Here is a 24,822-nt window from a genome sequence, read left to right on the forward strand (position 1 = left end):
CACATGCTGCCCCCGGTTGAAGCACAAGCGCTGATCACGCGGTTGATCCGTGAAGACTGGGGGCGCATCCTGTCATCACTCGTGTCCTCAATCGGGGACTACGCGCTGGCCGAGGACGCCTTGCAAGACGCTGTCATTTCCGCGCTTGAGGTCTGGCCAAAGAAGGGCGCGCCGCGTCATCCGGATGCGTGGATGATTTCGGTCGCAAAGCGCAAGGCGCTGGATCGTCTGCGTCGCAGTGCAACAGCGACACGGAAAGAGGCCGAGCTGACCCTTTGGCTGGAGCAACACCAAAGCGATCCCGAGGACACGCCGATGCTGATCATCGACCACCGGCTGGAACTGATCTATACCTGCTGCCACCCTGCGCTCGAAGAAAAGTCCCGCGTGGCCCTGACCCTGCGTGCGCTGGGTGGGCTGACCACGGCCGAGATTGCCAAGGCGTTTCTGGACAAATCCGACGCCATGGCCGCCCGCCTGACCCGCGCCAAGAAGAAGCTGCGCGACGCGGGCATCCCCTTCAAACTGCCGGAACCCGAAGACCTGCACGACCGAACCGACACCGTGTTGCGCGTCATCTATCTGATTTTCAACGAAGGCTATCAGGCCTCGGACGGACAGCTTACCCGCGGCGATCTGGTGGCCGAGGCGATCCGTCTGGGACGTATCCTGACCGGTCTGCTTCCCGATCACGCCGAGGCACATGGCCTTCTAGCCCTGATGCTGCTGGGCGAAAGTCGCAGGCTGGCGCGGCAAGGGCAGGGTGGGGCGTTTATCCCGCTGGAGTGCCAAAACCGCGCCCGCTGGGACCGCGCCAAGATCACAGAAGGGCTGGCGTTGGTCGAATCTGCCCTTTCGATGGGGCGCGCTGGCTCCTATGCGCTGCAAGCGGCGATAAGCGCGGTGCACGCGCAGGCCGCCGATTTTGCCTCGACCGACTGGGCTCAGATCGTTGCGCTCTATGACGTGCTCTATGCGCGCAAACCCAACCCGGTTCTGCGGATCAATCAGGCCGTGGCGCTGTCTTACGCTGACAGCCCGCAGGCGGGTCTAAACCTGCTGAACTCGGTCGCAGCCGAGGGCAAATTCGCCCGCTATCAACCGTTCCACGCCTGTCGCGCCGACCTTCTGGCCCGTCTTGGCCGCACCACGGATGCCGCCGAAAGCTATCGCGCCGCCATCGCCCTGTCTGACGCGCCCGAGCAAGCAGCGTTCCTTGAAAGCCGCCTTCACGCATTGAACGCGCCCTGAGACCCTTCCCCCGCTTGCCATTTTGCCCTCTATTCGCTAGCTGGAAGCGGTGCGAAGCAAAGGGACCGAGATGGACGAGCTCAGAACAAAATATCTGGACGCAATCGGTGGGGCCGCTGACGAGGCGGCTCTGGAAGATATCCGCGTGCAGGCGGTCGGCAAAAAGGGCGAAGTCGCCCTGAAGATGCGCGAGCTGGGCAAGATGACGCCCGAGGAACGCCAGGTGGCCGGACCTGCGCTGAACGCCCTGAAGGACGAGATCAACTCGGCCATCGCTGCCAAGAAATCTGGGCTGGCCGACGCCGCACTGGACGAACGTCTGCGCACCGAGTGGCTGGACGTCACCCTGCCGGGCCGCCCCGCGCGCCAAGGCTCGATCCACCCGATCAGCCAAGTGACCGAGGAGATCTCGGCGATCTTCGGTGACATGGGTTTCTCGGTCGCGGAAGGTCCGCAGATTGAAAGCGATTGGTACAACTTCGACGCCCTGAACATCCCGCCGCACCACCCCGCGCGGCAGGAATTCGACACGTTCTATATGCACCGCGACGAGGGCGACAACCGCCCGCCGCACGTTCTGCGCACCCACACCTCGCCCGTGCAAATCCGCGCGATGGAAAAGACCGGTGCACCGATCCGCGTCATCGCACCGGGCCGCGTGTACCGATCAGACTACGACCAGACCCACACCCCGATGTTCCATCAGGTCGAAGGGCTGGCGATCGACAAAGACATCTCGATGGCGAACCTGAAATGGACGCTGGAAGAATTCTGCCGCGCGTTCTTTGAAATCGACGAGATCGAGCTTCGCTTCCGCGCCTCGCACTTCCCCTTCACCGAACCGTCGGCCGAAGTCGACATTCGCTGCTCGTGGGAAGGCGGCACCCTGAAACTGGGCGAGGGCGACGATTGGATGGAAATCCTCGGCTCTGGCATGGTGCATCCGAAGGTACTGCAATCGGCGGGCGTGAACCCCGACGACTGGCAGGGCTTTGCCTTCGGTCTGGGCATCGACCGTCTGGCCATGCTGAAATACGGCATCCCCGACCTGCGCGCGTTCTTTGATTCAGATTTGCGCTGGCTGCGCCACTATGGCTTCAGCTCGCTGGACGTCCCGACCATGCGTGGGGGGCTGAGTAGGTGACAAAGCTAATATTGGCTGCAATCGCCCTGATGGTGTCGATCCAGACAGCGTTCGCTGAAGAGTGCGCTCCAACCAGATATGAAGTAAAGCCCAATTCGGGTCTGATGCAGCATGAAGAGTATTCCGCTCTCACAAATCGAGAAAAAGTGACTTATGTCAAAGGGTCACTTGATGCTTGGTATAGCGCTCAGGGCATAGGAGCTTCTGAATTGTGCATCAAGGAGATGCACAACTGCTTAAAAGCCACAACGGTGCAAGCCATAGTAGATGATGTTGACGGAAGACTATCCAATATAGGTACTCAAGTGCCGATTAATGTCGTGGTATCCGTCTCGATCCGCTATCTGTGTAAACTCAATGCAGGGGACTAAATCAAAATGAAATTCACCATCTCCTGGCTGAAAGACCACCTCGACACCGACGCAAGCGTCGACGACATCGCCGAGGCCTGCACCGATCTGGGGCTCGAGGTCGAGGATATCTTCAACCCCATGGACCGTCTGGGCGCCTTCACCATCGCGAAGGTCAAATCGGCTGAAAAACACCCGGACGCCGACCGTCTGCGTGTTTGCACGGTCGAGACGAACGAGGGCGAAAAGCAGATCGTTTGCGGTGCGCCGAATGCGCGCGAGGGCATCACCGTGGTGCTGGCCAAGCCCGGCGACTACGTGCCCGGCATCGACGTGACGCTGTCGGTTGGCAAAATACGCGGTGTTGAAAGCCACGGCATGATGGCGTCCGAGCGCGAGCTGGAGCTGTCGGAAGAGCATGACGGCATCATCGAGCTTCCCTCGGGCGAGGTCGGCGACAAGTTCGTCGATTGGCTCGCTGCCAATGACCCCGAGAAAGTCGATCCGGTGATCGAGATCGCAATCACGCCGAACCGCCCCGATGCGCTGGGCGTGCGCGGCATTGCGCGTGACTTGGCTGCCCGTGGTCTGGGCACGCTGAAGCCTCTGAAGGAACACAAGGTTGCGGGCAACGGCCCCAGCCCGATCAACGTGACCATTGACGAGGATACGCTGGACGCGAACCCCTTGTTCATGGGGCGACTGATCAAAGGTGTGAAGAACGGACCCAGCCCCGCATGGCTGCAAGCGCGTTTGAAGGCCGTGGGCTTGCGCCCGATCTCGGCCCTTGTCGATATCACCAACTTCTTCACCTACGACATGAACCGCCCGCTGCACGTGTTTGACGCGGACAAGGTCAAGGGCGACCTGCGCGTGCATCGTGCGAAGGGTGGCGAGACCTTGGTTGGTCTGGACGAGAAGGAATATACGTTCGAGCCCGGCATGGTCGTGATCTCGGACAGTGAAGGCGTTGAGTCGATTGCGGGCGTGATGGGCGGTCTGCCCACCGGCTGCACGGACGAGACCACCAACGTGTTCCTTGAGGCCGCGTTCTGGGAAACCATCCAGATCGCCAAAACGGGCCGTGCGCTGAAGATCAACTCGGACGCGCGTTACCGCAACGAACGCGGCATCGACCCGGCCTATAACGCACCTGCGATCGAAGCTGCGACCCAGATGATCCTTGATCTCTGCGGTGGTGAAGCCTCGGACGTTGTGACCGCTGGTGCTGAACCTGATGTGAGCCGTGCCTATAAGTTGGACACCGACCGCGTGCAGTCGCTGGTCGGTATGGACATCCCTGCGGACGAGCAGCGCAAGACGCTGACCGCGCTGGGATTTACCATCGATGGCGACATGGCCCATGTCCCGTCGTGGCGTCCAGACGTGCTGGGATCCGCCGATCTGGTCGAAGAAGTGGCCCGCGTGGCATCCCTGACCAAGCTGGTTGGCAAGCCTCTGCCACGCAGCCATGTGGGTGTACCGAAAGCGATCCTGACCCCGATGCAGAAGCGCGAAGGCATTGCGCGACGCACCGTGGCGGCCTTGGGTTACAACGAATGCGTGACCTACAGCTTCATTGATCAGGCGAGTGCCGAACGCTTCGGCACCGGTGGTGACAACGTTGCCTTGGCCAACCCGATCTCGTCCGAGATGAGCCACATGCGTCCGTCGCTTCTGCCCGGCCTGTTGCAAGCGGCTGCGCGCAATCAGGCGCGCGGCTTCATGGATCTGGCTCTGTTCGAAGTTGGCCCTGTGTTCAGCGGCGGCGAGCCCGATGAATACGAGCAGATGGTCACCGGTATTCTGGTTGGCCACACTGGCCCGCGCGATCGTTTCGGTGCTCGACGCCCCGTCGACACCTATGACGCCAAGGCGGATGTGGAAGCTGTTCTGGCTGCCATCGGTGCGCCGGCCAAGCTGACCTTCGTGCGCTACATGAATGCGTGGTGGCATCCGGGTCGTTCGGCCAAGCTGGGTCTGGGTCCGAAAAACATCCTTGGCGCGTTCGGCGAACTGCACCCGAAAACCATCGCCGAGATGGACGTGAAAGGCCCCGTTGTGGCCTTCGCCGTGCACCTTGCGAAAGTGCCGTTCCCGAAAGCCAAAGGCACGGGCCGCGCGGCACTGGGCGCATCGGACCTGCAACCGGTCGAGCGTGACTTCGCCTTCGTGGTGGACGCAGACGTAGAAGCCATCAATCTGGTGAATGCGGCCGCAGGTGCGGACAAAGCGCTGATCACCGACGTGAACGTCTTTGACGAATTCATTGGCGGCTCGCTGGGCGAGGGTAAGAAATCGCTCGCGATCACCGTGCGTCTGCAACCGCGTGACGCGACCCTGACCGACAAGGACATCGAGGCGGTAAGCCAAAAGATCGTCCAGAAGGTCGAAAAGGCGACGGGCGGCAGCCTGCGCGGATAAATCAAAGCGCGGCCCCCTTGGGGCCGCGTTTTCATTGGAGGACACATCATGACCCTGAACGTTTATCTTTCCGGCGAAATCCACACCGATTGGCGCGAGCAGATTATCGACAGTGCGAAAGGTCTGGATGTGAGCTTTAGTGCGCCTGTGACCGACCATGAAGCCTCGGACGATTGCGGCGTTGCCATTCTGGGCGAAGAACCCAACAAGTATTGGCACGACCACAAGGGCGCGATGATCAACGCCATCCGCACCCGAAAGGGGATCGAAGATGCTGACGTGGTCGTTGTCCGCTTCGGCGAGAAGTACCGCCAGTGGAACGCGGCTTTTGACGCGGGCTATGCCGCCGCTAAAGGCAAGTCTCTGATCATTTTGCAGCAGCCCGAACATGATCACGCCCTGAAAGAGGTCGATGCCGCAGCACTGGCCGTCGCGCGAGAGCCCGCGCAGGTCGTTGAGATCCTCAGCTATGTTTTGAATGGCAACTTGCCGGGCTGACTTGCACGTCAACTTGCGGTGACGACAGCCTCGTTTTTCCCCCGCCAAAACACCCGGTTTCCGTGTATGTTTGCATTTAATGCGAACGGGGTCGTGCGATTTGCTTGACCAAAACACAGATAGGGACACCATGCTTCAAGAATTCAAAGATTTCATCGCCAAGGGCAATGTCATGGACATGGCCGTTGGTATCATCATCGGCGCAGCCTTCACCGCGATCGTCAGCTCGTTGGTAGCAGACCTGATCAATCCGATCATCGGACTGTTCATGGGTGGCATCGACTTTACCAACATGTACGCCGTGCTTTCGGGCGATGTTGCAACTGGTGCTTCGCTGGAAGCAGCACGTGAAGGTGGCGCTGCGGTCTTCGCTTATGGTTCGTTCATCATGGCGATCATCAACTTCCTGATCATCGCTTGGGTGGTGTTCATGCTTGTGCGTTATGTCAACAAAGCCAAAGAGGCTGCCGCCAAGGAAGAAGAAGCCGCTGAAGAAGCACCGGCTGGTCCGAGCGAGCTGGATCTGCTGACCGAGATTCGGGACGCTTTGAAAAAGTAATCCGGGCCCATGTGGACCGCGAAAGGGCGCTGCATTTTGCAGCGCCCTTTTAGTTTGGATTTTCTTGCCCGGTTTGCGGATTTTCCGCGTTTTTCGTTTGACACTTGTGACGTGCCAGAATATTCGGACCTCCGATATGAGATGGCGTGGTAGCTCAGCTGGTTAGAGCACAGCACTCATAATGCTGGGGTCGGCGGTTCAAGTCCGCCCCACGCTACCATCTCAATCCTGAAGTAAGCCCTGCTGATCCAGCAGGGCTTCTTTCGTTTATGGACGTTTCAGATGGTACGTCAGTGCGCGCGCAATCAGCGCCGTTAATGGAACAGCTGGAGGCGTTTCACCTACAGCAAACAGAATGGCGCGATTGCCCTCGAATGTCAGTTCATTCGGAAAAAGGGCCTGAATCTCAGACATCACGCTGGATTGGCAATGAGTGTAAAGCGCATAGCCGCCTGACTTTGGGATGCCCAGCCGTATGGTGGTTGCCGCGCCGGTATCTGGCGTCAAATAGGCAGGCTGACCCCATTTTAGCGTTTCATGCAATGCGCCGATCTCTGACAAGCCGGCCGCGGTTTCAAAGATCAAAGTGCGAAGGTGAAGCAGATTCGGACGCACCTCATCAGGGAAGGCCAAAAAGGCTTTCTGTACGTTCGGATCCGCAAAATCATCGACTGAGGTCATCTTCACAGACAATCCTCAGATCGGTCAGGTGTCAAATGAAAGCCCCGCTCAATGGCGGGGCTTTCGATGCGTGATATCTGAGAAGGGAGGATCAGATTTTCAGCGCGTCTTGTCCGGTGATGCTGTCCAACCCAAGGGCTTCACCCACGGCAGCATAGGTCAGTTTGCCAGCATGTACGTTCAGGCCGTTCAGAAGGTGCGGATCGGCGGCACATGCCTCTTTCCAGCCCTTGTCTGCCAGCGACAGCATGAAGGGCAGGGTGGCGTTGCCCAATGCGATGGTCGAGGTGCGGGCGACCGCGCCCGGCATGTTGGCCACGCAATAGTGCATCACGTTGTCGACCTCATAGATCGGGTCGGCGTGGGTTGTTGCCTTCGAAGTTTCGAAGCACCCACCTTGGTCGATGGCGACGTCTACCAGTACGGCACCCGGCTTCATGGTCGACAGTTGCGCGCGGCTGACCAGTTTGGGGGCGGCAGCGCCCGGGATCAGAACGGCGCCGATCACCATGTCGGCTTGCTGAACCAGCTCTGCGGTTGCCGCAGCGGTCGAGTACTGATTCTTGAAGGTGCCGCCATAGACGTCATCCAGATAACGAAGACGCGGCAGCGAACGGTCCAGCACGGTCACATCCGCGCCCATGCCGGCGGCGATCTTGGCTGCGTGGGTGCCGACGACACCGCCGCCAATCACGACAACCTTGGCCGGACCAACACCGGGAACGCCGCCCATCAGGACACCACGGCCGCCATTGGCCTTCTGCAGGGTCCACGACCCCACCTGAGGGGCCAGACGCCCAGCAACCTCGGACATCGGGGCTAGCAGCGGCAGGCCACCACTGTTGTCGGTCACGGTCTCGTACGCGATTGCCGTACAGCCCGAGGCCAGCAGGTCATGGGTCTGGTCGGGGTCCGGCGCAAGGTGCAGATAGGTGAACAGCAGCTGACCTTCACGCAACATCTTACGCTCCACAGCCTGCGGCTCTTTCACTTTCACGATCATGTCGGCTTTGGCAAAGATCTCTTCTGCCGTGCCCAGAACGGTGGCACCTGAGGCGCGGTAGTCATCATCCGAGAATCCAGCACCCATCCCGGCGTTGGTTTCAACGATGACGGAGTGGCCGCGTCCAATGGCCTCGCCTGCGGCGGCGGGCGTCAGTCCAACGCGAAATTCCTGTGGCTTGATCTCTTTTGGGCATCCGATCAGCATGGGGGTGTCCTCCTTCTCCCTGGGCCGAAACTTAAGCTGTTATCCATTGATCTTGGGGGCGTCCTGACGCAATTGCTTTGAAAAGATATGGCGCTTCGGGTATTCATATTCGAAGAAACCTGCGCAGATGGCGCAAATAGCGCAAGGATTGTGATCGAAATTGGAACTTGATAGTGTAGATCGCCGCATCTTGCGGGCATTGCAGCGTGCCGGACGCATTTCGAACGCCGAATTGTCCGAGAAAGTAAACCTGTCCCCCTCAGCCTGCCACCGGCGGGTGCAACGGCTTGAGGCCGAAGGCTTCATCAAGAACTACGTGGCCCTTCTGGATGCACGCAAGCTGAACTGCCCGACGACTGTGTTCGTCGAGATCACACTGTCGGGGCAAGCTGACGAAGTGCTGGAAGCCTTCGAGCGCGAGGTCGCGCGCGTACCGGATGTTCTGGAATGTCACCTGATGGCGGGTACGGCGGATTACCTGTTGAAAGTGGTCGCGCAAGACACCGAAGATTTCGCGCGTATCCACCGCCAGTACTTGGCGCGTCTGCCTGGCGTGCAGGGGATGCAATCCAGCTTTGCTCTGCGCACGGTGTTCAAAACCACGGCGCTGCCAGTCTGACATGCTTTCGGTTCTGCGCGTGCACACTCATTTTCTTACCATAAATATCCCGGGGTGAGCCCCGCAGGGGCGAGGGGCAGCGCCCCTCAGGCTCACGTTAGCGAGCTACCGACCCTCAGGCCGTGCGCGCCGACAGGGGCTGTTCTTTCACTGGCAGATGCACAATGGCCGAGAACGCTCCGACCCCGACCCCGATCCACCAGACCATCGTGTAGTCGCCAAAGGCGTCGTACATCCGCCCACCCAGCCAAACGCCAAGGAAGCTGCCCAACTGGTGCGAGAAGAAGACGATGCCATACAGCGTCCCCATATAGCGCAACCCATAGATATGCGCGACAAGGCCAGAGGTCAGCGGCACTGTTGCCAGCCACAGCGACCCCATCGCGATCGAGAACAAGATGACCGAGGTCGGCGTGATCGGCATCAGGATGAACAAGGCTGCGACGATCGTGCGCCCGGTATAGATCGCCGCCAGCAGGTATTTCTTCGAATAGGTCTTGCCCAGATAGCCTGCAAGCAGCGTTCCGGCGATATTGGCCAGACCGATCAGCGAGATCGAGATCGCACCAAGCGCCGATGTAGTCGACACGCCGACAGCTGCCAGCGTGCCAGATGGATCAATCGCTCCGCACATCTCGGTCACGAAGGCGGGGAAGTGGGCTGTGATGAAGGCCAGCTGATAGCCGCAGGAAAAGAAGCCCAGGAAGATCAGGGTATAGCTGGGATCTTTGAACGCCTTGATCAGGATCTGCCCCATGCTTTCTTCCAGCTCGGACTTGCTGGCGAGGGGTTCGGTTTTCATCAGCGGCAGTAGGGCCAGCGTGGCTAGAATGGCTGCGGCGAAGACAACAAAGACGTTCTGCCATGTCATGAAACTTAGCAAGTATTCTGCCAGCGGTGCGCCGAAAACCTGACCGGCAGACCCGGCCGCAGTCGCAATCGCCAGAGACATCGAGCGGTTCTCGTCGCTCGAGGCGCGTCCGACGACGGCAAGAATGACGCCAAACCCTGTTCCCGCGATGCCAAAGCCAACCAGCACTTCGAGCATCTGATGCGCCTCCGGTGTGACCGCCATCGAGCTTGCGACAAGCCCCACTGCATAGACCAGTGCGCCCATAATGATCGCTTTGCGGTCTCCGATCTTTTCGGCAATCGCGCCGAAAATGGGTTGCCCGATGCCCCAAGCAAGGTTCTGGATCGCAATTGCCAGCGAAAACTCGGCACGCGGCCAGTTGAACTCGGCGGCGATCGGGATCTGGAAAACACCAAAGCTGGCCCGGATCGCAAAGCTGATCAGGATAATGAAGCAACCGGCCACAAGGACCGGAGTGATAAGGGGTGCGCGCGTCTCTGTCATTCGTGCAATGTCAGACAATTGCCGCAGCGCGTCAATTCTTGCTTTTTGATGTGCCACTTAACCTTTCTTTATGTGACGCGGCGTTTTATCTGTCGGTCATGGCGAACTTGATCCAAACTTATGAAGCCCTTGCCCAATCCGGCGAGATCACCCGCGACCCCGCGCAAGAGGCCTGCCTGCCGGGCCTCGAAGACATTCGTGCGCATTTAGACACCGCACCCAAGCGTAAGCGCGGCATTCTTGGCGGGCTCTTTCATTCCAAGCCCGAGGATGTGCCGCAAGGCCTGTATCTGTGGGGGGGAGTCGGTCGCGGCAAATCCATGTTGATGGATCTGTTTGTTGATAGTCTGGAGAACACTGCAGCCCGTCGCGTGCATTTCCACGCCTTCATGCAAGAGGTGCACGAGGGCATGACGGCGGCGCGCAAAACGGGCGTGGATGACCCACTCGCTCCGGTCGCCGCCAAGATTGCTGCAGATGTAAAGCTGTTTGCCTTCGACGAGATGCAGATCACCGACATCACCGACGCGATGATCGTGGGTCGCTTGTTTGAGAAGCTGTTCGAGGCTGGCGTCGTTGTGGTCACCACGTCGAACCGGCACCCGGATGGGCTGTATAAAGACGGGTTGAACCGGCAGCTGTTCCTGCCCTTCATCGCTCTTTTGAAAGACCAGATGGTGGTACATGAACTTGTCAGCCCAAATGACTATCGTCAGGACCGTCTGGCAGGCGAGCAAGTGTTTTTCAGTCCAGCGAATGCCGAGGCACGGCAGGCGATTGATGCGCTGTGGAAAGACATGACGGGTGGGAAAAGCGAGCCGCTGGTTCTGACCGTCAAAGGGCGCGAGGTCGTTTTGCCCGCCTATCGCAATGGTGCCGCGCGCGCGCGCTTCCATGACCTTTGCGGTGCGATGCTTGGGCCGGGGGATTATCTGGCTGTGGCCAATGCGGTGAAACTTCTGGTGCTGGAAGACATTCCGCGCCTCAGCCGGCAGAACTTTAATGAAGCCAAGCGGTTCGTGACGCTGGTCGACGCGCTCTACGAGGCAAAGGTGCGCTTGATCGCCTCTGCCGCGGCTTTGCCTGAAATGCTGTATGTCGAGGGGGAGGGGTCGTTTGAGTTTGAGCGGACCGCCAGCCGCCTGCGCGAGATGCAGGATAAGGACTGGGGGCAAGAGCCAGAGTGAGGTGAGATGACGAGGGGCCGCGCGTCTGCGACCCCTCAGGTTTGCACCTGCCTGCCTAACTCGGATGGGGTCGGAATACCCCGAAGCGCCGCTGGGTTAGGCAAAGAGTCACGATGTTATTTTTGTGATCACAAGGGCATGGATAATTCTTGCCCAACGCGAATCACTTTGCCGCCCCGGCGAAATGTACTGCTCGATAAGCCGTCCACTTCATGCGGACTTTGCCTATAGAATACCCTATTTATAGGCGCTAACCCATTAATACGTCAACGTTTTACATTGAATCATTGCCGATTCGCGAATCGGGCAAAAAAGTGATTCTTTTCCGGGGTTTGACTCGTGTTCTTGATGCGGATTGGTGCGGCTGTGCAAAATTAAATTTGTGATCACGTTCTCTGAATGCGGTTTCTCAACCGTTTTCACGCAGGATCGCGCCTGCAAGATACAATGACCCGCAAATCAAGATGCGCGCCTGCGGTTCGGCTTGAGTAATGGCAGTGATCGCAGCTTCGACCGAGGTCGCCGTCGCTGAGGTCATTCCAACCCTGGCAGCTTCGTCCGCCGTGGTGTCCGCGGGCAAGGTGTTTGGCTCGTCTGGGATCGACACGGCCGTCAGGCTGTCGGCCACACCTGCCAAGGGGCGCAGGTATCCTGCGATGTCCTTGGTGTTCAGCATGCCGCAAATCAGATGGGTCGGGCGTTTGGGCAAGTCGGTCAGCACAGTGGCCAGCATTTCGCCCGCCGCTGGGTTGTGACCACCATCCAGCCAAAGCTCGGCTGTACCTGCTGCATCAATCAGGGGACCAGTGCGCAGACGTTGCATCCGCGCGGGCCACGTGACGTCGCGCATGGCCGCTTCACTGGCGGCTTCATCAAAGCCCAACACGCGCAGCGCGGCGATAGCAGCACCTGCGTTCTCGATCTGGTGTGGGCCGATCAGGGCGGGCAGGGGCAGATCCAGCAGCCCGTTTTCGTCTTGGAAGATCAGGCGTCCGCGTTCTTCCCAGAAATGCCAGTGCTGACCATGCACGAACAGGGGGCAGCCCAACTTGGCGGCACGTGCCTCGATCACATCCAGCGCTTCGTCTTTCTGCGGGCCGACCACGCAGGGCACGCCGCGTTTCAGAATACCGGCTTTCTCGCCCGCGATCTCGGGCAGGGTTTCGCCCAGAAATTGCGTGTGGTCGATCGAGATCGGGGTGAGCACGGTCAACGCGGGCTTGTTGACCACGTTGGTGGCGTCCAGCCGCCCGCCCAGACCGGTTTCCAGCAAAGTGAAATCGGCGGGTGTCTCGGCAAAGGCCATCAGACCCGCGACGGTCGTGATCTCGAAATAGGTGATGTTCTCGCCGCCATTGGCAGCGTAGCAACGGTCCAGCACCTCGGTCAGGGCGTCTTCGCTGATCAGCTCGCCTGCCAGACGGATGCGTTCGTGAAAGCGTGCCAGATGAGGCGAGGTATAGGCGTGAACGGCCTTGCCAGCGCCCTCAAGCCCCGCGCGGATCATCGCTTGGGTCGAGCCCTTGCCGTTTGTACCCGCCAGATGGATCACCGCAGGCAGCTTGTCCTGCGGATTGTCGACGGCCTTCAGAAGCCGCCAAACACGATCAAGCGTCAGGTCGATGATTTTCGGGTGCAGCGACATCATCCGGTCAAGGATGACGTCCGAGCCTTTCGCGCTCACGCTTTGTCAGCCTTTTCAACCTCAGCCGAGGCTTCTTCCGCCGCTGACGGTGCGGCTTCGGCCGGAGCTTCGGCTTCAGCCTCAGGCTCGGGTTTCGGCAGATCGCCCTTCACCGCGGGCGGTTGGCCTGTCAGCATCCGAAGGATCGTCACCAGCTCGTCCTTCATGTCCTTGCGGTGTGTCACGCGGTCCAGCATTCCGTGATCCAGCAGGTATTCGGCGCGCTGGAAGCCCTCGGGCAGTTTTTCGCGGATGGTCTGTTCGATGACGCGTGGGCCAGCAAAGCAGATCAAGGCGTTGGGCTCGGCGATATGCACGTCACCCAACATCGCATAGGACGCGGTCACGCCACCCGTGGTCGGGTGGGTCAGAACGACGATATAAGGTAGGTTTGCTTCTTTCAGCATCTGCACAGCAACCGTGGTGCGTGGCATCTGCATCAGCGACAGGATACCTTCCTGCATCCGTGCGCCACCCGCGGCTGAAAACAGCACCAGCGGGCGTTTCAGCGCCACAGCACGTTCGGCAGCCGCGATGATCGCGTTGCCCACATACATGCCCATTGAGCCGCCCATGAAGCTAAAATCCTGTGCGGCAGCGACGATAGGCGTGCGTCCAATCTCGCCTTCGGCCACCAGCATCGCTTCGCGTTCACCGGTGCCCTTGCGGGCGGATTTCATGCGCTCGGGGTATTTCTTTTGGTCTTTGAACTGCAGCGGATCGTCGATCGGGGCGGGGACGTCCACCTCGGTAAAGATGCCGCCGTCAAACAGGTGCGTGAAGCGTTCGCGCGGTGTGATCGCCATGTGGTGATCGCAGCTGGCGCAGACGTTCTGGTTCTCGGCAAATTCGCGGTGGAACAGCATGGTTCCGCATTCACCACATTTGGTCCACAGATTTTCCGGCACCTCGCGACGCGAGAAAAGCGAGTTGATGCGGGGGCGGACGTAGTTCGAGATCCAGTTCATCGCCAGACTTCCTTGTTGCGTTTGGCCTTAGTTAGTCTGCCTTGGCAGCATTTGCAATTGGCGGCTTCCGCTGCGTGAGGTTCCACCAGATCGCAAACGCGACCAGAACCAACGTGGTTTGCAGAAACATTGAGGCCGACGTGGCCCATCCCATCAGATCGACCTCGGCCACGAAAAGGGAAAAGCCATCCAAACTTCCCGCGTTGCCTACCAGCACCATCGACATGTTGTTGCCAAAGTGCAGCCCGGCGGCGGCTCCGATGTTGCCAGTGCGCACGGTCACAAAGCTTAGGACGATGCCCACGACGCTTGTGTGAAGGACATAGAACACCGCGTTGATCCCCCACGTGGCGGGATCCGCATGCAACAAGCCAAAAGCGACAGAGGGCAGGATGGCCCAGATCCAAACAGACTGAAATCGGGCGCGAAGTTGTTGAAGCATGTAGCCGCGAAAGACCAGCTCTTCGGCAAAGATCTGGATGAAAATCAGGATCAGAGCGGGACCAAGGATTAGCAGCCATTCGCGTGTGGGCAGGTTTTGTTCAAGTTGGGTTTGATCTTGTGGCGCGACGAACAACGGTTCGAGCATTTGCAACAGGGTTGCGGCGAAGCTGATCCCCAAGGCGATCAGGATGCCAATGCGGAACTGTCGCCAGAGCACGCGTTTTTGGGCCCCAAACAAGGACGAGAAACTGCGTTTGTGTAAGAACCGCACGACCAGCCAAAGGCCCAAGTGATAGCCTAGGAAGGTCAGAAAGAAGATGCCAGCATGAGTGGCCGTTCCACCGTCGAGTATGGCGGACGGGTGCTTCCCAATCAGCCAACCTCCGCCCATGAAGATCGCGAAAGTGGCTGCGAAAAAGACTACGTGGATCAGGGTAAAGCCAAGAACCGAGCGCCAGATCTGGCAATAGGGTTGCCCGGGGTCCCAAAAGTTCGACTGGGTTGCAGATGTCACGGTGACGGCTCCTGTACACATAAACTGGCTATCGACTGCAACTGTGTCGCGGATCAACTGAAAGGACAATCCGGTTTTACGTGGCTTGCGTCCTGCCCCGCAGACTTGCTATCCGATTTATAGTACGGAAGGGATAATGCTGGGCAACGAGCCGGCAGGTCAAGAGTTGGGTGTGTAAGTGTTAAGTATAAGAGATGCAGGGGTATTCGGTCGATCGACGCGCGGGGCTGCGGCGGCGGTTCTGGCTATGGTGCTTACAGGGTGCTTTGGCGGAACCAAGTCGGATGACGTCCGAAACAGCCCTTTGTTTTCGAAACAGGCCCCATCTGCTTCAAGCGATCTGGTGCAGCAGCGGACGGTCATGTCCGGGGCTGTTACGGTTGCTGCCCCCAGTGGATATTGTATCGATGTCAGTTCGCTTCGGGATAAGGCATCAGGCGCATTCGTACCCTTCGGTGCCTGTGCTGCGTTGACCCGAAACGCGGCCGATCCCAGCCCAAAGACTCCAGCCTTCCTTGTGGCAAGCGTATCTGCTTTGCCCGCAGGTGTTGCCGCTTCGGACGACGATCCCGAGGCTTTGATGACTCAAGCGCGGGGCTTTCTGGAAAGTGCAGCTGGACGTGCGGCACTAAGCCGGTCTGGGGATGCCAGCACCGTGACCGTGTTGGACCTGAAAACAGCGTCAGGCGTTGTGAAAGTGCTGACGCGTGACAGCTCGGGCAATCGTCCTACGTCTTTGTCAGATACGACATGGCGCGCATTTCTGCCCCTTGGTGACAAATTGGTCGTGGCCAGCGTGACAGGGTTCACGAAACATCCAATTGATCAACGCAATGGGCTGACGCAACTGGATAAATTCGTAGCTGCAATCGAAGACGCAAATCCCAGAAGCAATGGCGGCGGCGGTGGCTTGGGGTCGATCTTTCGCAAATTGCGGAATTAAGGAATATCTGATTAAGTGCAGCTATCCTGACACCTGATCACCACTTGAACGGGCAAACCACAGAAATGCAAAGCTGGCTTACCTCGCTTTCGGATCGCTTGACCGACCGTCGGGCCTTGCGCCGTTGGGCGCGTGTGGCGCGTGATGCGGGCAGCGTAGACAAGCCCACTTTGCGGCAGGCTCGGGTTCGGGCCCGCCAGTTGCGACAAAAGCTTGATCAGGTTCTGTTCACTGCCGACAGCCGATTGGCATTGCCGCTTTTGGGGTCAAACACGTTTCAGAAGCCGCTTCATTCTGACTGGGCCCATCGTCCGCAAGCTTGGCGCGGCCCTCTCGAGCCATCGGGTGTGGCGTCCGTCCGAAACGCGACTCCGTTCGGGGACGAAGTGAAGCTGTTTCATGATTGCCCATTGTCCGAGGTCGCCGTCCGGCAAGTGCGGAACACGCGTGAGTCCGATCTTGCCCCATTTGGCGTAACGCTCGAGGTGTTTGGCTTCGAAGGGTCGTTTCTGTCTTTGGCGGTCGAGCTTCCCGAAGCCGCGACAGAAGGGCTGCATCGCAACCACATCGTGCGCTTATCGGTGTCGTCCGAAGCCGAGCGCCCAATTGACGTGTTCGCGCGGTTGAACATCCAGTACGGCCCCAACCACGAGCAATTGCCGCAAAGACAAACCTTGGGAAATGGTGAAGCTGAGTTCGAGTTTGATCTTGCCTATTCCAACATGAACGAAAAGCAAGTTCAGAAGATGTGGGTGGATCTGGTGTTTGGTGACCCCGAAATGAACCAGATAACGTTGCGCGATCTGACGCTGTATCGCCATCCCCGTGCCGAAATCTAAGGGCACCCGTTGATAAGGAGCTATCATGGCTGACATGTCACTTGAGAAAGCCCGCATTCACGCTGGTGTTTGGGAAGGTGTTCTGACTGCGCAGGTTGATGTCGCGCCCGAGCTTGAGGTGATGCATCAAGCACAAGCGATCCCGGGGGTCGAGGTGGCTGCGCTGGCGGACCAATCCGGACAGTTCAGTGTACGTATTCCGATTCCGGCCGAGCTTCTTGGTGATGGTATCCAGACCTTCGTCATCCAAGACAAATCGACCGAGCAGACGCTGGACAGTTTCGTGATTGTTACTGGCGAACCGCTCCAAGCGGATATTCGTGCGGAGATGGATCTTCTGCGATCCGAACTGGATATGCTGAAACGCGCTTTCCGCCGACATTGTCAGGACGGCACCGACGCATGACCGCGATCCTCGTCAGCGCATGTCTGCTTGGGCAGAAAGTACGCTATGACGGCGCCGCGAAAACGCTTGATGATAAGAGGCTAAGTCGCTGGGCTGGGAAGGGATGGCTGCATCCAATCTGCCCGGAGCTTCTGGGCGGATTGTCTGTACCGCGTCTGCCTGCTGAAATCGAACCGGGCCATGATGGCGCGTCGGTTCTGTCGGGGCAGGGGCGCATTCTGGATCTGTATGGTGGCGACGTAACGGAGGCTTTTCTGCAGGGAACCAAGATCGCAGTGGCCACGGCGCAAGAACATGGGTGCAAGTTCGCCCTGCTGACCGAAGCCAGCCCCTCTTGCGGCACCGACGTGATCTATAGTGGTCATCATGACGGCGTTCGGCGCGCAGGGATGGGGGTTGTGACGGCGGCGCTGACACAGGCCGGAGTGCAAGTGTTTTCCTCGGAGCAGATCGGCATGCTGGCGTCCCTGATCGACACCAAGGGCACCTAGGTTACGCAGCGTTTCAGGTGACAGTGCTTTACGTGCACGTCAATATTTCGGGAAAAGGCAGCCCGAGGACCGCTATGACCCGCTACCCACATCTACTTGCCCCGCTCGATCTTGGTTTCACCACGTTGAAGAACCGCGTGCTGATGGGGTCGATGCACACCGGATTGGAAGAGCGCGGGGATTGGAACCGCGTGGCCGAGTTCTATGCCGCACGTGCCCGCGGTGGTGCGGCGTTGATCGTGACGGGCGGCATGTCTCCGAATGAAGAAGGCGGCGTATTCCCCGGCGCGGCGGGTCTGTTCAGCGACAAAGACATTGCCAACCACAAAACGGTCACGGATCGCGTGCACGCGGAAGGTGGCAAGATCGCCATGCAAATTCTGCACGCCGGGCGCTATGCCTACGGGCCGAACTGCGTATCGGCCAGCCCGGTGAAATCCCCGATCTCGCCTTTCCCGCCGAAAGAGCTGGACGAGGATGGCATCCAGAAGCAGATCGCAGATTTCGCCACTGCCGCCGCCCGTGCCAAGGAAGCTGGGTACGATGGGGTCGAGGTCATGGGGTCCGAAGGATACTTCCTGAACCAGTTCCTTGTGACCCACACCAACAAACGCGAAGACCGCTGGGGCGGGTCCTATGAAAACCGTATGCGTTTGCCGATCGAGGTCGTAAAGGCCGTGCGCGCCGCAGTTGGTCCCGAGTTCATTATTATCTATCGCCTGTCGATGATCGACCTAGTCCCGAATGGCTCGACCTTTGACGAGGTGGTCCAGCTGGCCAAGGAAATCGAAGCCGCTGGCGCGACGATCATCAACACCGGCATCGGCTGGCACGAGGCGCGTATCCCCACCATCGCCACCTCGGTTCCGCGTGCCGCGTTCACGTGGGTCACCAAGAAACTGATGGGGCAGGTCTCGATCCCTGTGATCACCTCGAACCGGATCAACACGCCGGATGTGGGCGAAGACGTTCTGGCCGGAGGCGCTGCCGATATGGTGTCGATGGCACGTCCGTTCTTGGCCGACCCGGATTTCGTGGTCAAAGCTGCCGAGGATCGTGCCGGCGAGATCGCGCCTTGTATTGCCTGTAACCAAGCCTGTCTGGACCATACATTCAACGGCAAGATCTCGACCTGTCTGGTGAACCCACGTGCCTGCTACGAGACCGAGCTGAGCTATGATCTGACCGATACGCCGAAATCCATCGCCATCGTGGGCGCTGGGCCCGCCGGGCTGGCGACCGCGCTGGTTGCGGATGAACGCGGCCACAAAGTGACCCTGTTTGACCGTGCCGATCAGGTGGGCGGCCAGCTGAACATGGCCAAGAAGATCCCCGGCAAAGAGGAATTCATCGGATTGGTCGAGTGGTATGACCGCATGGTGCGGGCCTCGGACATCGACCTGCAATTGGGACGCGAGGTTCAGGCCGACGACCTGATTGGTTTCGATGAAGTGGTGATCGCCACCGGCGTCGTCCCGCGTGATCCCCAGATTGACGGGCAGGAGGGCGCGAACGTGCTGTCCTATATCGATGTGCTGCGTCACGGCGCACCTGTTGGCGACAAAGTTGCAATTATTGGCGCAGGAGGCATCGGCTTTGATGTCGCCGAATTCCTGACGCAAGCGGGCGAAAGCCCGACCGAGAACCTTGAAGAATGGCTGGCCGAATGGGGTGTGGCTGATCCCGGGGACGTGCGCGGCGGCCTGTCGCCGAGTGGCCCTCAACCCGAAGCACCTGCCCGTGCAGTCACGCTTCTGCAGCGCAAGGCTAAGGCGTTGGGTAAGGGACTGGGCAAAACCACTGGCTGGATCCACCGTGCGACGCTGAAAATGAAGGGCGTCGAGATGCAGGGTGGCGTGAACTACGAAAGCATCTCGGACAAAGGGTTGATGGTCAGTTCGGGCGAAGCGCGCGAAAACCCGCGCCTGATCGAAGCCGATAACATCATCCTTTGTGCCGGACAGGTGCCCGAGCGCACAGTTTTTGAGCAGTTGGCCGAGAAAGGCATTGCCGCGCATATTATTGGCGGCGCAGATGTCGCGGCCGAGCTTGACGCCAAACGCGCGATTGACCAAGGATCGCGCTTGGCGGCCTCGCTCTGAATCGGCTGGGGCCTTGAAGGGGGCCCTATGCTATTCCTGTCGATCTTTTTGGGACTTCTGCCCAGCTTCCTTCTGATTGGGCTGGGTGGGCTGGTCCGTGGGCGCCTGTCTGACAATGCATGGCAGGGGCTGGATCGCCTGAATTTCGAGATTCTGTTCCCCGCCCTTCTGTTCGTCGCCGCTGCCAGCCGTCCGATCGAACTTTCGCAGGTCATCACCATGGCGCCCGTGGTCTGGGCCATTCTGGGTGTAGGGCTTGCGCTGGGCTGGCTGACGCGCCGCATTGGGCCAGAACGATTTCTGGATTTCGCGGGCGCGTGGCAGGTTACATGGCGTTTTAATACGGCGTTGGGTCTGGTTGCGGTGGCTCTGCTTCAAAATGGCGGACTTGGTGAGATGGCGGTCGCAGTCGGCATGGGCGTGCCCGTCGCCAATCTGTTTGCCGTCAGCGCCCTATCGCGTGGCGGTGCAATGGGGCTTAAACAGACCCTGACGAAGATCGCACTGAACCCTTTTCTGCTGGCCAGCTTGTCGGGCCTGTGTGTGGGTCTTCTGAAGATCCAGATTCCACAGCCGATCATGGCGCCGCTCGAGTTACTGGCAAAAGCCGCCATTCCGATCGCATTGTTGTCCATTGGCGCAACGATGGACTGGAGGGCCTTGGCGCGGCTGGATCGGTTCAGTGCTGCAATTGCCGCCATTAAGCTTGTAGCGCTGCCCGCTTTCGCGCTGGCCTGCGGAGTCGCCTTGGGGCTTGCGCCGGGGATTGCGTCTGTCCTTGTGGTGTTTGCCGCACTTCCTACGGCGTCAGCGGCGCATGTGCTTGCTTCGGCATTTGGTGCGGATCGGAAGCTTGTTGCCACATTGATTGCACAAACCACATTGCTGTCAGCGGTGTCGCTGCCGCTTTGGATAACAATCGCCGAGGTTGTGTTTACGTCGCGGTAGGGCAAAGCGTAGGCTGCGATACTGGTTACTCACTTGGGGTTTGTTCGTCTTTGGCATCGGTTATTCGCGTCATTCTCCTTGGGATTGTGAAGCGTACAATTCCTACAAAATTTGCTTGTTTCCAGTTTGTGAACATAAACCGAATTACCCCCTTAATGTCGGCTGCTCTTCACAGTCTTGCCCCAATTGGCCGCGATACAAATGAGGCTGCGAAGACGTTTTAGAGAGTAGAAGATGGATCGATTGACCGAAATGGAGGCTTTCGCGACTGTGGTGGACCAAGGGGGGTTCACCGATGCCGCTAAGAAGATGGGGATCTCAAAGTCTGCTGTATCGAAACATGTATCAAGCCTTGAAGCCCGATTGGGTGCGCGCCTTCTGAATCGAACAACACGCCGAGTCAGCCCGACCGAAATTGGCCTAGCCTATTACGACCGCGCGCGCCGGGTGCTGAATGACGCGGGCGAAGCGGATGCGCTGGTCACTTCGATGCAGTCGGCACCAGCCGGTATGCTGCGTATTTCCGTGGCGACTGATTTTGGAGTGAACCACCTAAGCCCGGTGCTGGGTGAGTTCCTGAAAGATTTTCCCGAGGTCAATGTGACCATGGAATTGGCCAACCGCTATGTGGAGCTGATCTCGGAAGGGTTTGATATGGCAATCCGGGTGGGTGAACTGGAAGACAGTTCGCTTCGTGCACGCAAGATTGCTGAAACCACGCGCCGAATGGTCGGAAGCCCTGCATATTTCGAGCGCTATGGGCGCCCCAAACGGATTGATGATCTGAACGATCACAAGCTTTTGCATTATTCCAGCCAAAGCTCGGGCAACGTTTGGAAGATCCCGGCTCCATCGGGCGAATTGCGGCAGGTGCGTTCCGCCGGTTGGCTCAGCGTGAATGACGGGCAGTCGCTTTTGAATGCAGCGATTTCTGGTCTGGGCATCGCGTATCTGCCCAGCTTCCTCTACGCCGATGCGTTGGAACAAGGTTTGGTCGAGGACGCTATTCCCGACCTGCCCGCAGATTTGCAAGGGATCTACGCGGTCTATCCTCCCGGCCGCTTTACCCAACCCAAAGTGCGGGCATTCATTGATTTTCTGGTGCAAGCCTTTGCAAACAAAGGGCCAGACGCCTGGTAGGGCAGAGCAGTAAAAAGCGAAGAGCACTTGCGGCGGGTTTATCCCGCCGCTTTTTTTACGTGATGGATTAGTCTGTATTCAACAACACGGCTTCGACACGTCGGTTCAATTCCCGACCCTCGGCCGTAATATTTCCGGCCAGCGGGGCAAGATACCCAACACCGTCCGCAGATAGTTGGCTGGCATCGATACCATACCGATTGATCAACCGTTGCATTACAGACGCCGCGCGCTTGCGCGACAGAGCTACGTTTCCTTCAAGACTGCCTTCGGCGTCTGTGTGACCAACCAGAACAATCCGCCGTTCTGGATCTTCGGTCAGGAACGCCGCCAGTTCGGCCAGCGCGGGCACTTCGCCTTCGGCAAGGTTTGCCGACCCGGTGTCAAAAGTCAGGCCTGAAAGTACGACACGTCCGATGGCGGCGAGCTGAACTTCTAGTGGATCCGTCGATTGCGGCAACGAGGTTGGTGTGGCCTTCGTGGTCGAAAGCACCGGCGCGTCTTCTTTCGATGGGGTGACAAATGTCAGTTCAAAAAACGCATCCTGCGCGCTTTGGCTGACCAAAACCTGTGCAAAGGTCTCGCCTTTGCGGGCACTTAAGAAGTGATAATCTCCCAGATCAACGAACATGTCCGGGGCTTGAAAATGCCCGATCTGAAACCGGAAATCAAAGCCGCCGCAGGACACCGCCTGACACTGATACAGAAACTGAAACCCATCCTCGCGCAACTGATCGCGCAAGGATGTGAGGATCTGATAGCTAGCCTCCGCCTGACCGGGGGACCGCCAAGCCTGTCGGCTAACATGGCCCGACGCAGTAATTGCCGGAACGACCCCTCCATCAAAGCGGCTTGTGGCGATCTCGGCTTGTCCATTTTCCGAAATCTCAACCTGAAGTGTGGCCCCTGCGGGCAGGTCTAACGCGCGTGCTCCTACGGGGAGCGCGGCGACCAAACAGGCAAGAGCAATCAAGCGGCGGGGTAGGATCATCGGTTCTGGGCGTGATATTCGTCGTTTGGTTTCATTCCCACGGCTGATGCCATGCGGTTAGACATCGAGAAGAAGCCAACAGTCGCGGCAATGTCCCAAATGTCTCGGTCCGAGAAACCGGCGTCACGTAGTGCTTGGCGATCAGTTTCGGATGTTTCGGACGATGCTTTGGTGATCTTTTCAGAGAATTCCAGCATTGCGGTCTGACGAGCGTCCAGATCTGCCACGCGCCAGTTCATCACCATCGCTTCGCCCAGTTGCGGATTGCCCGAAAGCTGACGCACGGCGGCACCATGGGCGACCTGACAATACCAGCAGCGATTGATCGAGCTGACAACCACCGCGATCATCTCGCGTTCCAGCTTGGACAGGCCGCTGTCGTCCAACATGACCTCGTTATACATGTCCATGAAGGGGCGCAGTTTGGCCATGTCAAAGGCATAGGCCTTCAGCACATTCGGGACCATCCCCAGCTTCTGATCGCAGATGTCGAAGTACTTTTGGATGTCCTCGGGCAGAGGATCGACCATCGGCAGATCGAGCTTGGTAACTTTGTCCGTGTTATGTGCCATGATTTCTCCTTAGCGCTTCACGCGATAATGGTAGTGCCCAACCAGATGCATGCCAAGATTTGCGTAAAGCGGATTGGCGGCGTGGTTGCCTTGGGTCACGATCAGCGACAGGAACTCGGCGCCCTGTTCTTGTGCCCATTTTGCGGCCTGCTTCAGCAGGTTTTGCCCGGTGCCCATCCTGCGCAGCTTGGTATCAACATGCAGGGCGTGTGCCATGGCGATTCCGTCATGCACGCCGACGAAGCCAACACCCGCCGGCGTGTCATCGGTACGCGCCAGAAGGGCGGTCTTGGGACAATCTGCCCGATCCATCACAGCGCGGCGGTCTTCGTTGATGCCGCCTTCTTCCCAAAGCTCAGTCATGATGGACAGAATGGGCCAGATCGCGAAGGCCGACACGGGCGGCAATGGTTCGCGGGTCAGTTCGGCTACGGGGATGACCCAGATGTTCACGGGATCAATGATGTCATAGCCGTGCTTTTCCAGCATCTCGTCCAGATGCTCGTCACCGGCGCGGATCTGGAACAGTGGGTCCATTCCCGCGTCGCGCATTGCCTTCTCGGCGACCGGCAAATCGGCTTCGGTGGTCGGCCAGTTTTCGGTCGCGGCGGACACGCGCTTGCCGCCGCCCGCGCCATCACGAACCACCCATGCGCCGACACGGTGTGTTGCAGCGGGGGGCCAAGTGGCTTCGCAGACCTCGATCAATTGCTCGGCGGTGGGAAGATGGGGCGTTGTCATGTGGCCTCCTTGAACAGGTCTTGAAGCGAGCGGGTGGCGTCCTCGAGTAGGGCCACATCCGCGCCGCGAATAACGATATTGACGCCGAACGCGCCGTTTTCGATGAAAGGGTACGAGCCGAAGCTGAGTGTAGCATACTGCTCGACAAGTTGCCCCAAAGGTCCGGCAATGTCGCCTTCACCGCGGTTGATCCGCACCGTGCGCGATACCAAAGGCGCGCCACCGGTCAGGCCGGGCAGAACGCTTTCGACCATTGCGGTGAAGACCGACGGAACCCCGGCCATCACATGCACGTTCTCTAGCGTGAAACCGGGCGCGATCGAGACAGGGTTGTCGATCAGCGTTGCCCGGTCCGGGATGCGCGCCATGCGTTGACGGGCGGCATTGAACTCGCGCCCTGAGGCGGCGTAATGCGCGGCCAGAAGATCACGGGCGTCGTCGCGAATGTCGATATGATCGTCAAAGGCACGGGCGATGCAATCGGCAGTGATGTCATCATGTGTCGGGCCGATCCCACCCGAGGTGAAGACGTGGTCATAGGCGCCGGAAAGGGCCTTTACGGCAGCCACTATGGCATCCGCATCGTCGGACACCACTCGCACCTCTTTCAGATCAATACCGTGTTCGGTCAGGCGGCCTGCAAGGTGATGCATATTCGCATCCCGCGTCCGGCCCGACAGGATTTCATCTCCGATCACCAGCATTGCGGCTGAAGGGTTGGGCATCGCTTGTTCCTTTCCTGTATCCGGTATAGGCCCG

The 24,822-nt window shown here is 59.0% G+C and carries 25 protein-coding genes and 1 tRNA gene; 16 read left to right on the plus strand and 10 right to left on the minus strand.

Annotated elements, in window-relative coordinates:
* The first annotated feature begins 3 nt into the window (after positions 1-3).
* From ACP15F_RS00230 to ACP15F_RS00260, 7 genes are all read left to right on the plus strand, one after another.
* The gene (locus ACP15F_RS00230; protein ID WP_424938850.1) at positions 4-1,251 is read left to right on the plus strand and encodes an RNA polymerase sigma factor; all 1,248 of its coding nucleotides are present in this window, start codon (positions 4-6) and stop codon (positions 1,249-1,251) included.
* 70 nt (positions 1,252-1,321) lie between these two features.
* Positions 1,322-2,395, plus strand: coding sequence for a phenylalanine--tRNA ligase subunit alpha (gene pheS / locus ACP15F_RS00235; protein ID WP_424938851.1), 1,074 nt, complete (start codon positions 1,322-1,324; stop codon positions 2,393-2,395).
* Complete coding sequence (locus tag ACP15F_RS00240; RefSeq protein ID WP_424938852.1) at positions 2,392-2,766, plus strand: hypothetical protein; 375 nt, start codon at positions 2,392-2,394, stop codon at positions 2,764-2,766. The genes pheS and ACP15F_RS00240 overlap by 4 nt, the downstream gene beginning before the upstream one ends.
* A gap of 6 nt (positions 2,767-2,772) precedes the next feature.
* Complete coding sequence (gene pheT / locus ACP15F_RS00245; RefSeq protein ID WP_424938853.1) at positions 2,773-5,169, plus strand: phenylalanine--tRNA ligase subunit beta; 2,397 nt, start codon at positions 2,773-2,775, stop codon at positions 5,167-5,169.
* Between the two features lie 48 nt (positions 5,170-5,217).
* The gene (locus ACP15F_RS00250; protein ID WP_424938854.1) at positions 5,218-5,667 is read left to right on the plus strand and encodes a YtoQ family protein; all 450 of its coding nucleotides are present in this window, start codon (positions 5,218-5,220) and stop codon (positions 5,665-5,667) included.
* A gap of 130 nt (positions 5,668-5,797) precedes the next feature.
* Entirely contained in the window at positions 5,798-6,226 is a 429-nt protein-coding gene (mscL, locus tag ACP15F_RS00255; protein WP_424938855.1) for a large conductance mechanosensitive channel protein MscL, read from the plus strand.
* Between the two features lie 143 nt (positions 6,227-6,369).
* A tRNA-Met gene (locus ACP15F_RS00260) sits at positions 6,370-6,446 on the plus strand.
* 47 nt (positions 6,447-6,493) lie between these two features.
* Here the strand turns inward: ACP15F_RS00260 and ACP15F_RS00265 are convergent.
* Positions 6,494-6,907, minus strand: a complete 414-nt coding sequence (locus tag ACP15F_RS00265; RefSeq protein WP_424938856.1) for a DUF1801 domain-containing protein — start codon at positions 6,905-6,907, stop codon at positions 6,494-6,496.
* Between the two features lie 91 nt (positions 6,908-6,998).
* Positions 6,999-8,117: an alanine dehydrogenase gene (ald, locus tag ACP15F_RS00270; RefSeq protein ID WP_424938857.1), complete on the minus strand. Its 1,119-nt coding sequence runs from the start codon at positions 8,115-8,117 to the stop codon at positions 6,999-7,001.
* Between the two features lie 160 nt (positions 8,118-8,277).
* On the opposite strand from ald, the gene ACP15F_RS00275 reads away from it, so the two are divergent.
* Positions 8,278-8,736, plus strand: a complete 459-nt coding sequence (locus ACP15F_RS00275; protein ID WP_424938858.1) for an Lrp/AsnC family transcriptional regulator — start codon at positions 8,278-8,280, stop codon at positions 8,734-8,736.
* A gap of 115 nt (positions 8,737-8,851) precedes the next feature.
* Here the strand turns inward: ACP15F_RS00275 and ACP15F_RS00280 are convergent, their stop codons facing one another.
* A complete protein-coding gene (locus ACP15F_RS00280) occupies positions 8,852-10,093 on the minus strand; it encodes an MFS transporter (protein WP_424940914.1) in 1,242 nt (413 codons plus the stop codon).
* A gap of 98 nt (positions 10,094-10,191) precedes the next feature.
* On the opposite strand from ACP15F_RS00280, the gene zapE reads away from it, so the two are divergent.
* Positions 10,192-11,280, plus strand: a complete 1,089-nt coding sequence (zapE, locus tag ACP15F_RS00285) for a cell division protein ZapE (protein ID WP_424938859.1) — start codon at positions 10,192-10,194, stop codon at positions 11,278-11,280.
* A gap of 409 nt (positions 11,281-11,689) precedes the next feature.
* On the opposite strand, the gene ACP15F_RS00290 is transcribed toward zapE, so the two are convergent.
* Genes ACP15F_RS00290 through ACP15F_RS00300 form a run of 3 tightly spaced genes read right to left on the minus strand, consistent with a single transcriptional unit; the run spans position 11,690 to position 14,890 of the window.
* The gene (locus tag ACP15F_RS00290) at positions 11,690-12,928 is read right to left on the minus strand and encodes a bifunctional folylpolyglutamate synthase/dihydrofolate synthase (RefSeq protein WP_424940915.1); all 1,239 of its coding nucleotides are present in this window, start codon (positions 12,926-12,928) and stop codon (positions 11,690-11,692) included.
* Between the two features lie 32 nt (positions 12,929-12,960).
* Positions 12,961-13,932, minus strand: coding sequence for an acetyl-CoA carboxylase, carboxyltransferase subunit beta (gene accD, locus ACP15F_RS00295; RefSeq protein ID WP_424938860.1), 972 nt, complete (start codon positions 13,930-13,932; stop codon positions 12,961-12,963).
* Positions 13,933-13,963: 31 nt separating this feature from the next.
* Positions 13,964-14,890 (minus strand): type II CAAX prenyl endopeptidase Rce1 family protein, encoded by a 927-nt coding sequence (locus ACP15F_RS00300; RefSeq protein ID WP_424938861.1) that lies wholly within the window; start codon positions 14,888-14,890, stop codon positions 13,964-13,966.
* A gap of 178 nt (positions 14,891-15,068) precedes the next feature.
* On the opposite strand from ACP15F_RS00300, the gene ACP15F_RS00305 reads away from it, so the two are divergent.
* From ACP15F_RS00305 to ACP15F_RS00335, 7 genes are all read left to right on the plus strand, one after another.
* The gene (locus ACP15F_RS00305) at positions 15,069-15,833 is read left to right on the plus strand and encodes a hypothetical protein (protein WP_424938862.1); all 765 of its coding nucleotides are present in this window, start codon (positions 15,069-15,071) and stop codon (positions 15,831-15,833) included.
* 65 nt (positions 15,834-15,898) lie between these two features.
* Positions 15,899-16,672, plus strand: coding sequence for a DUF6478 family protein (locus ACP15F_RS00310; protein WP_424938863.1), 774 nt, complete (start codon positions 15,899-15,901; stop codon positions 16,670-16,672).
* 25 nt (positions 16,673-16,697) lie between these two features.
* Entirely contained in the window at positions 16,698-17,078 is a 381-nt protein-coding gene (locus ACP15F_RS00315; protein WP_424938864.1) for a hypothetical protein, read from the plus strand.
* Entirely contained in the window at positions 17,075-17,569 is a 495-nt protein-coding gene (locus tag ACP15F_RS00320) for a DUF523 domain-containing protein (protein ID WP_424938865.1), read from the plus strand. Before ACP15F_RS00315 ends, ACP15F_RS00320 begins: the two co-directional genes overlap by 4 nt.
* A gap of 74 nt (positions 17,570-17,643) precedes the next feature.
* The gene (locus tag ACP15F_RS00325; RefSeq protein WP_424938866.1) at positions 17,644-19,671 is read left to right on the plus strand and encodes an FAD-dependent oxidoreductase; all 2,028 of its coding nucleotides are present in this window, start codon (positions 17,644-17,646) and stop codon (positions 19,669-19,671) included.
* A gap of 27 nt (positions 19,672-19,698) precedes the next feature.
* Positions 19,699-20,619, plus strand: a complete 921-nt coding sequence (locus tag ACP15F_RS00330; protein ID WP_424938867.1) for an AEC family transporter — start codon at positions 19,699-19,701, stop codon at positions 20,617-20,619.
* A gap of 234 nt (positions 20,620-20,853) precedes the next feature.
* Positions 20,854-21,759 carry a LysR family transcriptional regulator gene (locus tag ACP15F_RS00335; protein WP_424938868.1) on the plus strand — a complete coding sequence of 302 codons (906 nt, stop codon included), beginning with the start codon at positions 20,854-20,856 and terminating at the stop codon, positions 21,757-21,759.
* Between the two features lie 67 nt (positions 21,760-21,826).
* Here the strand turns inward: ACP15F_RS00335 and ACP15F_RS00340 are convergent, their stop codons facing one another.
* From ACP15F_RS00340 to ACP15F_RS00355, 4 genes are read right to left on the minus strand one after another with little or no spacing between them, the layout of a single operon-like run.
* Complete coding sequence (locus tag ACP15F_RS00340; protein WP_424938869.1) at positions 21,827-22,750, minus strand: OmpA family protein; 924 nt, start codon at positions 22,748-22,750, stop codon at positions 21,827-21,829.
* Entirely contained in the window at positions 22,747-23,322 is a 576-nt protein-coding gene (locus ACP15F_RS00345; RefSeq protein WP_424938870.1) for a peroxidase-related enzyme, read from the minus strand. Before ACP15F_RS00345 ends, ACP15F_RS00340 begins: the two co-directional genes overlap by 4 nt.
* A 9-nt stretch (positions 23,323-23,331) precedes the next feature.
* Entirely contained in the window at positions 23,332-24,063 is a 732-nt protein-coding gene (locus ACP15F_RS00350; protein WP_424938871.1) for a GNAT family N-acetyltransferase, read from the minus strand.
* The gene (locus ACP15F_RS00355; protein WP_424938872.1) at positions 24,060-24,788 is read right to left on the minus strand and encodes a competence/damage-inducible protein A; all 729 of its coding nucleotides are present in this window, start codon (positions 24,786-24,788) and stop codon (positions 24,060-24,062) included. The genes ACP15F_RS00350 and ACP15F_RS00355 overlap by 4 nt, the downstream gene beginning before the upstream one ends.
* Positions 24,789-24,822: the final 34 nt, after the last annotated feature.

Origin of the sequence: Aliiroseovarius sp. S253 (assembly GCF_049800855.1) — a bacterium.
Classification (GTDB): Bacteria; Pseudomonadota; Alphaproteobacteria; order Rhodobacterales; family Rhodobacteraceae; genus Aliiroseovarius.

What these genes read in the sequence shown, in the direction of transcription:
- ACP15F_RS00250 (WP_424938854.1), top strand. Translation starts at nt 5,218, where the DNA reads ATGACCCTGAACGTTTATCTTTCCGGCGAAATCCACACCGATTGGCGC.
- ACP15F_RS00325 (WP_424938866.1), top strand. Translation starts at nt 17,644, where the DNA reads ATGACCCGCTACCCACATCTACTTGCCCCGCTCGATCTTGGTTTCACC.
- ACP15F_RS00290 (WP_424940915.1), bottom strand. Translation starts at nt 12,928, where the DNA reads ATGATGTCGCTGCACCCGAAAATCATCGACCTGACGCTTGATCGTGTT.
- ACP15F_RS00355 (WP_424938872.1), bottom strand. Translation starts at nt 24,788, where the DNA reads ATGCCCAACCCTTCAGCCGCAATGCTGGTGATCGGAGATGAAATCCTG.
- ACP15F_RS00265 (WP_424938856.1), bottom strand. Translation starts at nt 6,907, where the DNA reads ATGACCTCAGTCGATGATTTTGCGGATCCGAACGTACAGAAAGCCTTT.
- ACP15F_RS00330 (WP_424938867.1), top strand. Translation starts at nt 19,699, where the DNA reads ATGCTATTCCTGTCGATCTTTTTGGGACTTCTGCCCAGCTTCCTTCTG.
- ald (WP_424938857.1), bottom strand. Translation starts at nt 8,117, where the DNA reads ATGCTGATCGGATGCCCAAAAGAGATCAAGCCACAGGAATTTCGCGTT.
- accD (WP_424938860.1), bottom strand. Translation starts at nt 13,932, where the DNA reads ATGAACTGGATCTCGAACTACGTCCGCCCCCGCATCAACTCGCTTTTC.
- pheT (WP_424938853.1), top strand. Translation starts at nt 2,773, where the DNA reads ATGAAATTCACCATCTCCTGGCTGAAAGACCACCTCGACACCGACGCA.
- ACP15F_RS00320 (WP_424938865.1), top strand. Translation starts at nt 17,075, where the DNA reads ATGACCGCGATCCTCGTCAGCGCATGTCTGCTTGGGCAGAAAGTACGC.
- ACP15F_RS00310 (WP_424938863.1), top strand. Translation starts at nt 15,899, where the DNA reads ATGCAAAGCTGGCTTACCTCGCTTTCGGATCGCTTGACCGACCGTCGG.
- mscL (WP_424938855.1), top strand. Translation starts at nt 5,798, where the DNA reads ATGCTTCAAGAATTCAAAGATTTCATCGCCAAGGGCAATGTCATGGAC.
- ACP15F_RS00345 (WP_424938870.1), bottom strand. Translation starts at nt 23,322, where the DNA reads ATGGCACATAACACGGACAAAGTTACCAAGCTCGATCTGCCGATGGTC.
- pheS (WP_424938851.1), top strand. Translation starts at nt 1,322, where the DNA reads ATGGACGAGCTCAGAACAAAATATCTGGACGCAATCGGTGGGGCCGCT.
- ACP15F_RS00280 (WP_424940914.1), bottom strand. Translation starts at nt 10,093, where the DNA reads ATGACAGAGACGCGCGCACCCCTTATCACTCCGGTCCTTGTGGCCGGT.
- ACP15F_RS00335 (WP_424938868.1), top strand. Translation starts at nt 20,854, where the DNA reads ATGGATCGATTGACCGAAATGGAGGCTTTCGCGACTGTGGTGGACCAA.
- ACP15F_RS00315 (WP_424938864.1), top strand. Translation starts at nt 16,698, where the DNA reads ATGGCTGACATGTCACTTGAGAAAGCCCGCATTCACGCTGGTGTTTGG.
- ACP15F_RS00230 (WP_424938850.1), top strand. Translation starts at nt 4, where the DNA reads ATGCTGCCCCCGGTTGAAGCACAAGCGCTGATCACGCGGTTGATCCGT.
- ACP15F_RS00350 (WP_424938871.1), bottom strand. Translation starts at nt 24,063, where the DNA reads ATGACAACGCCCCATCTTCCCACCGCCGAGCAATTGATCGAGGTCTGC.
- zapE (WP_424938859.1), top strand. Translation starts at nt 10,192, where the DNA reads ATGGCGAACTTGATCCAAACTTATGAAGCCCTTGCCCAATCCGGCGAG.
- ACP15F_RS00340 (WP_424938869.1), bottom strand. Translation starts at nt 22,750, where the DNA reads ATGATCCTACCCCGCCGCTTGATTGCTCTTGCCTGTTTGGTCGCCGCG.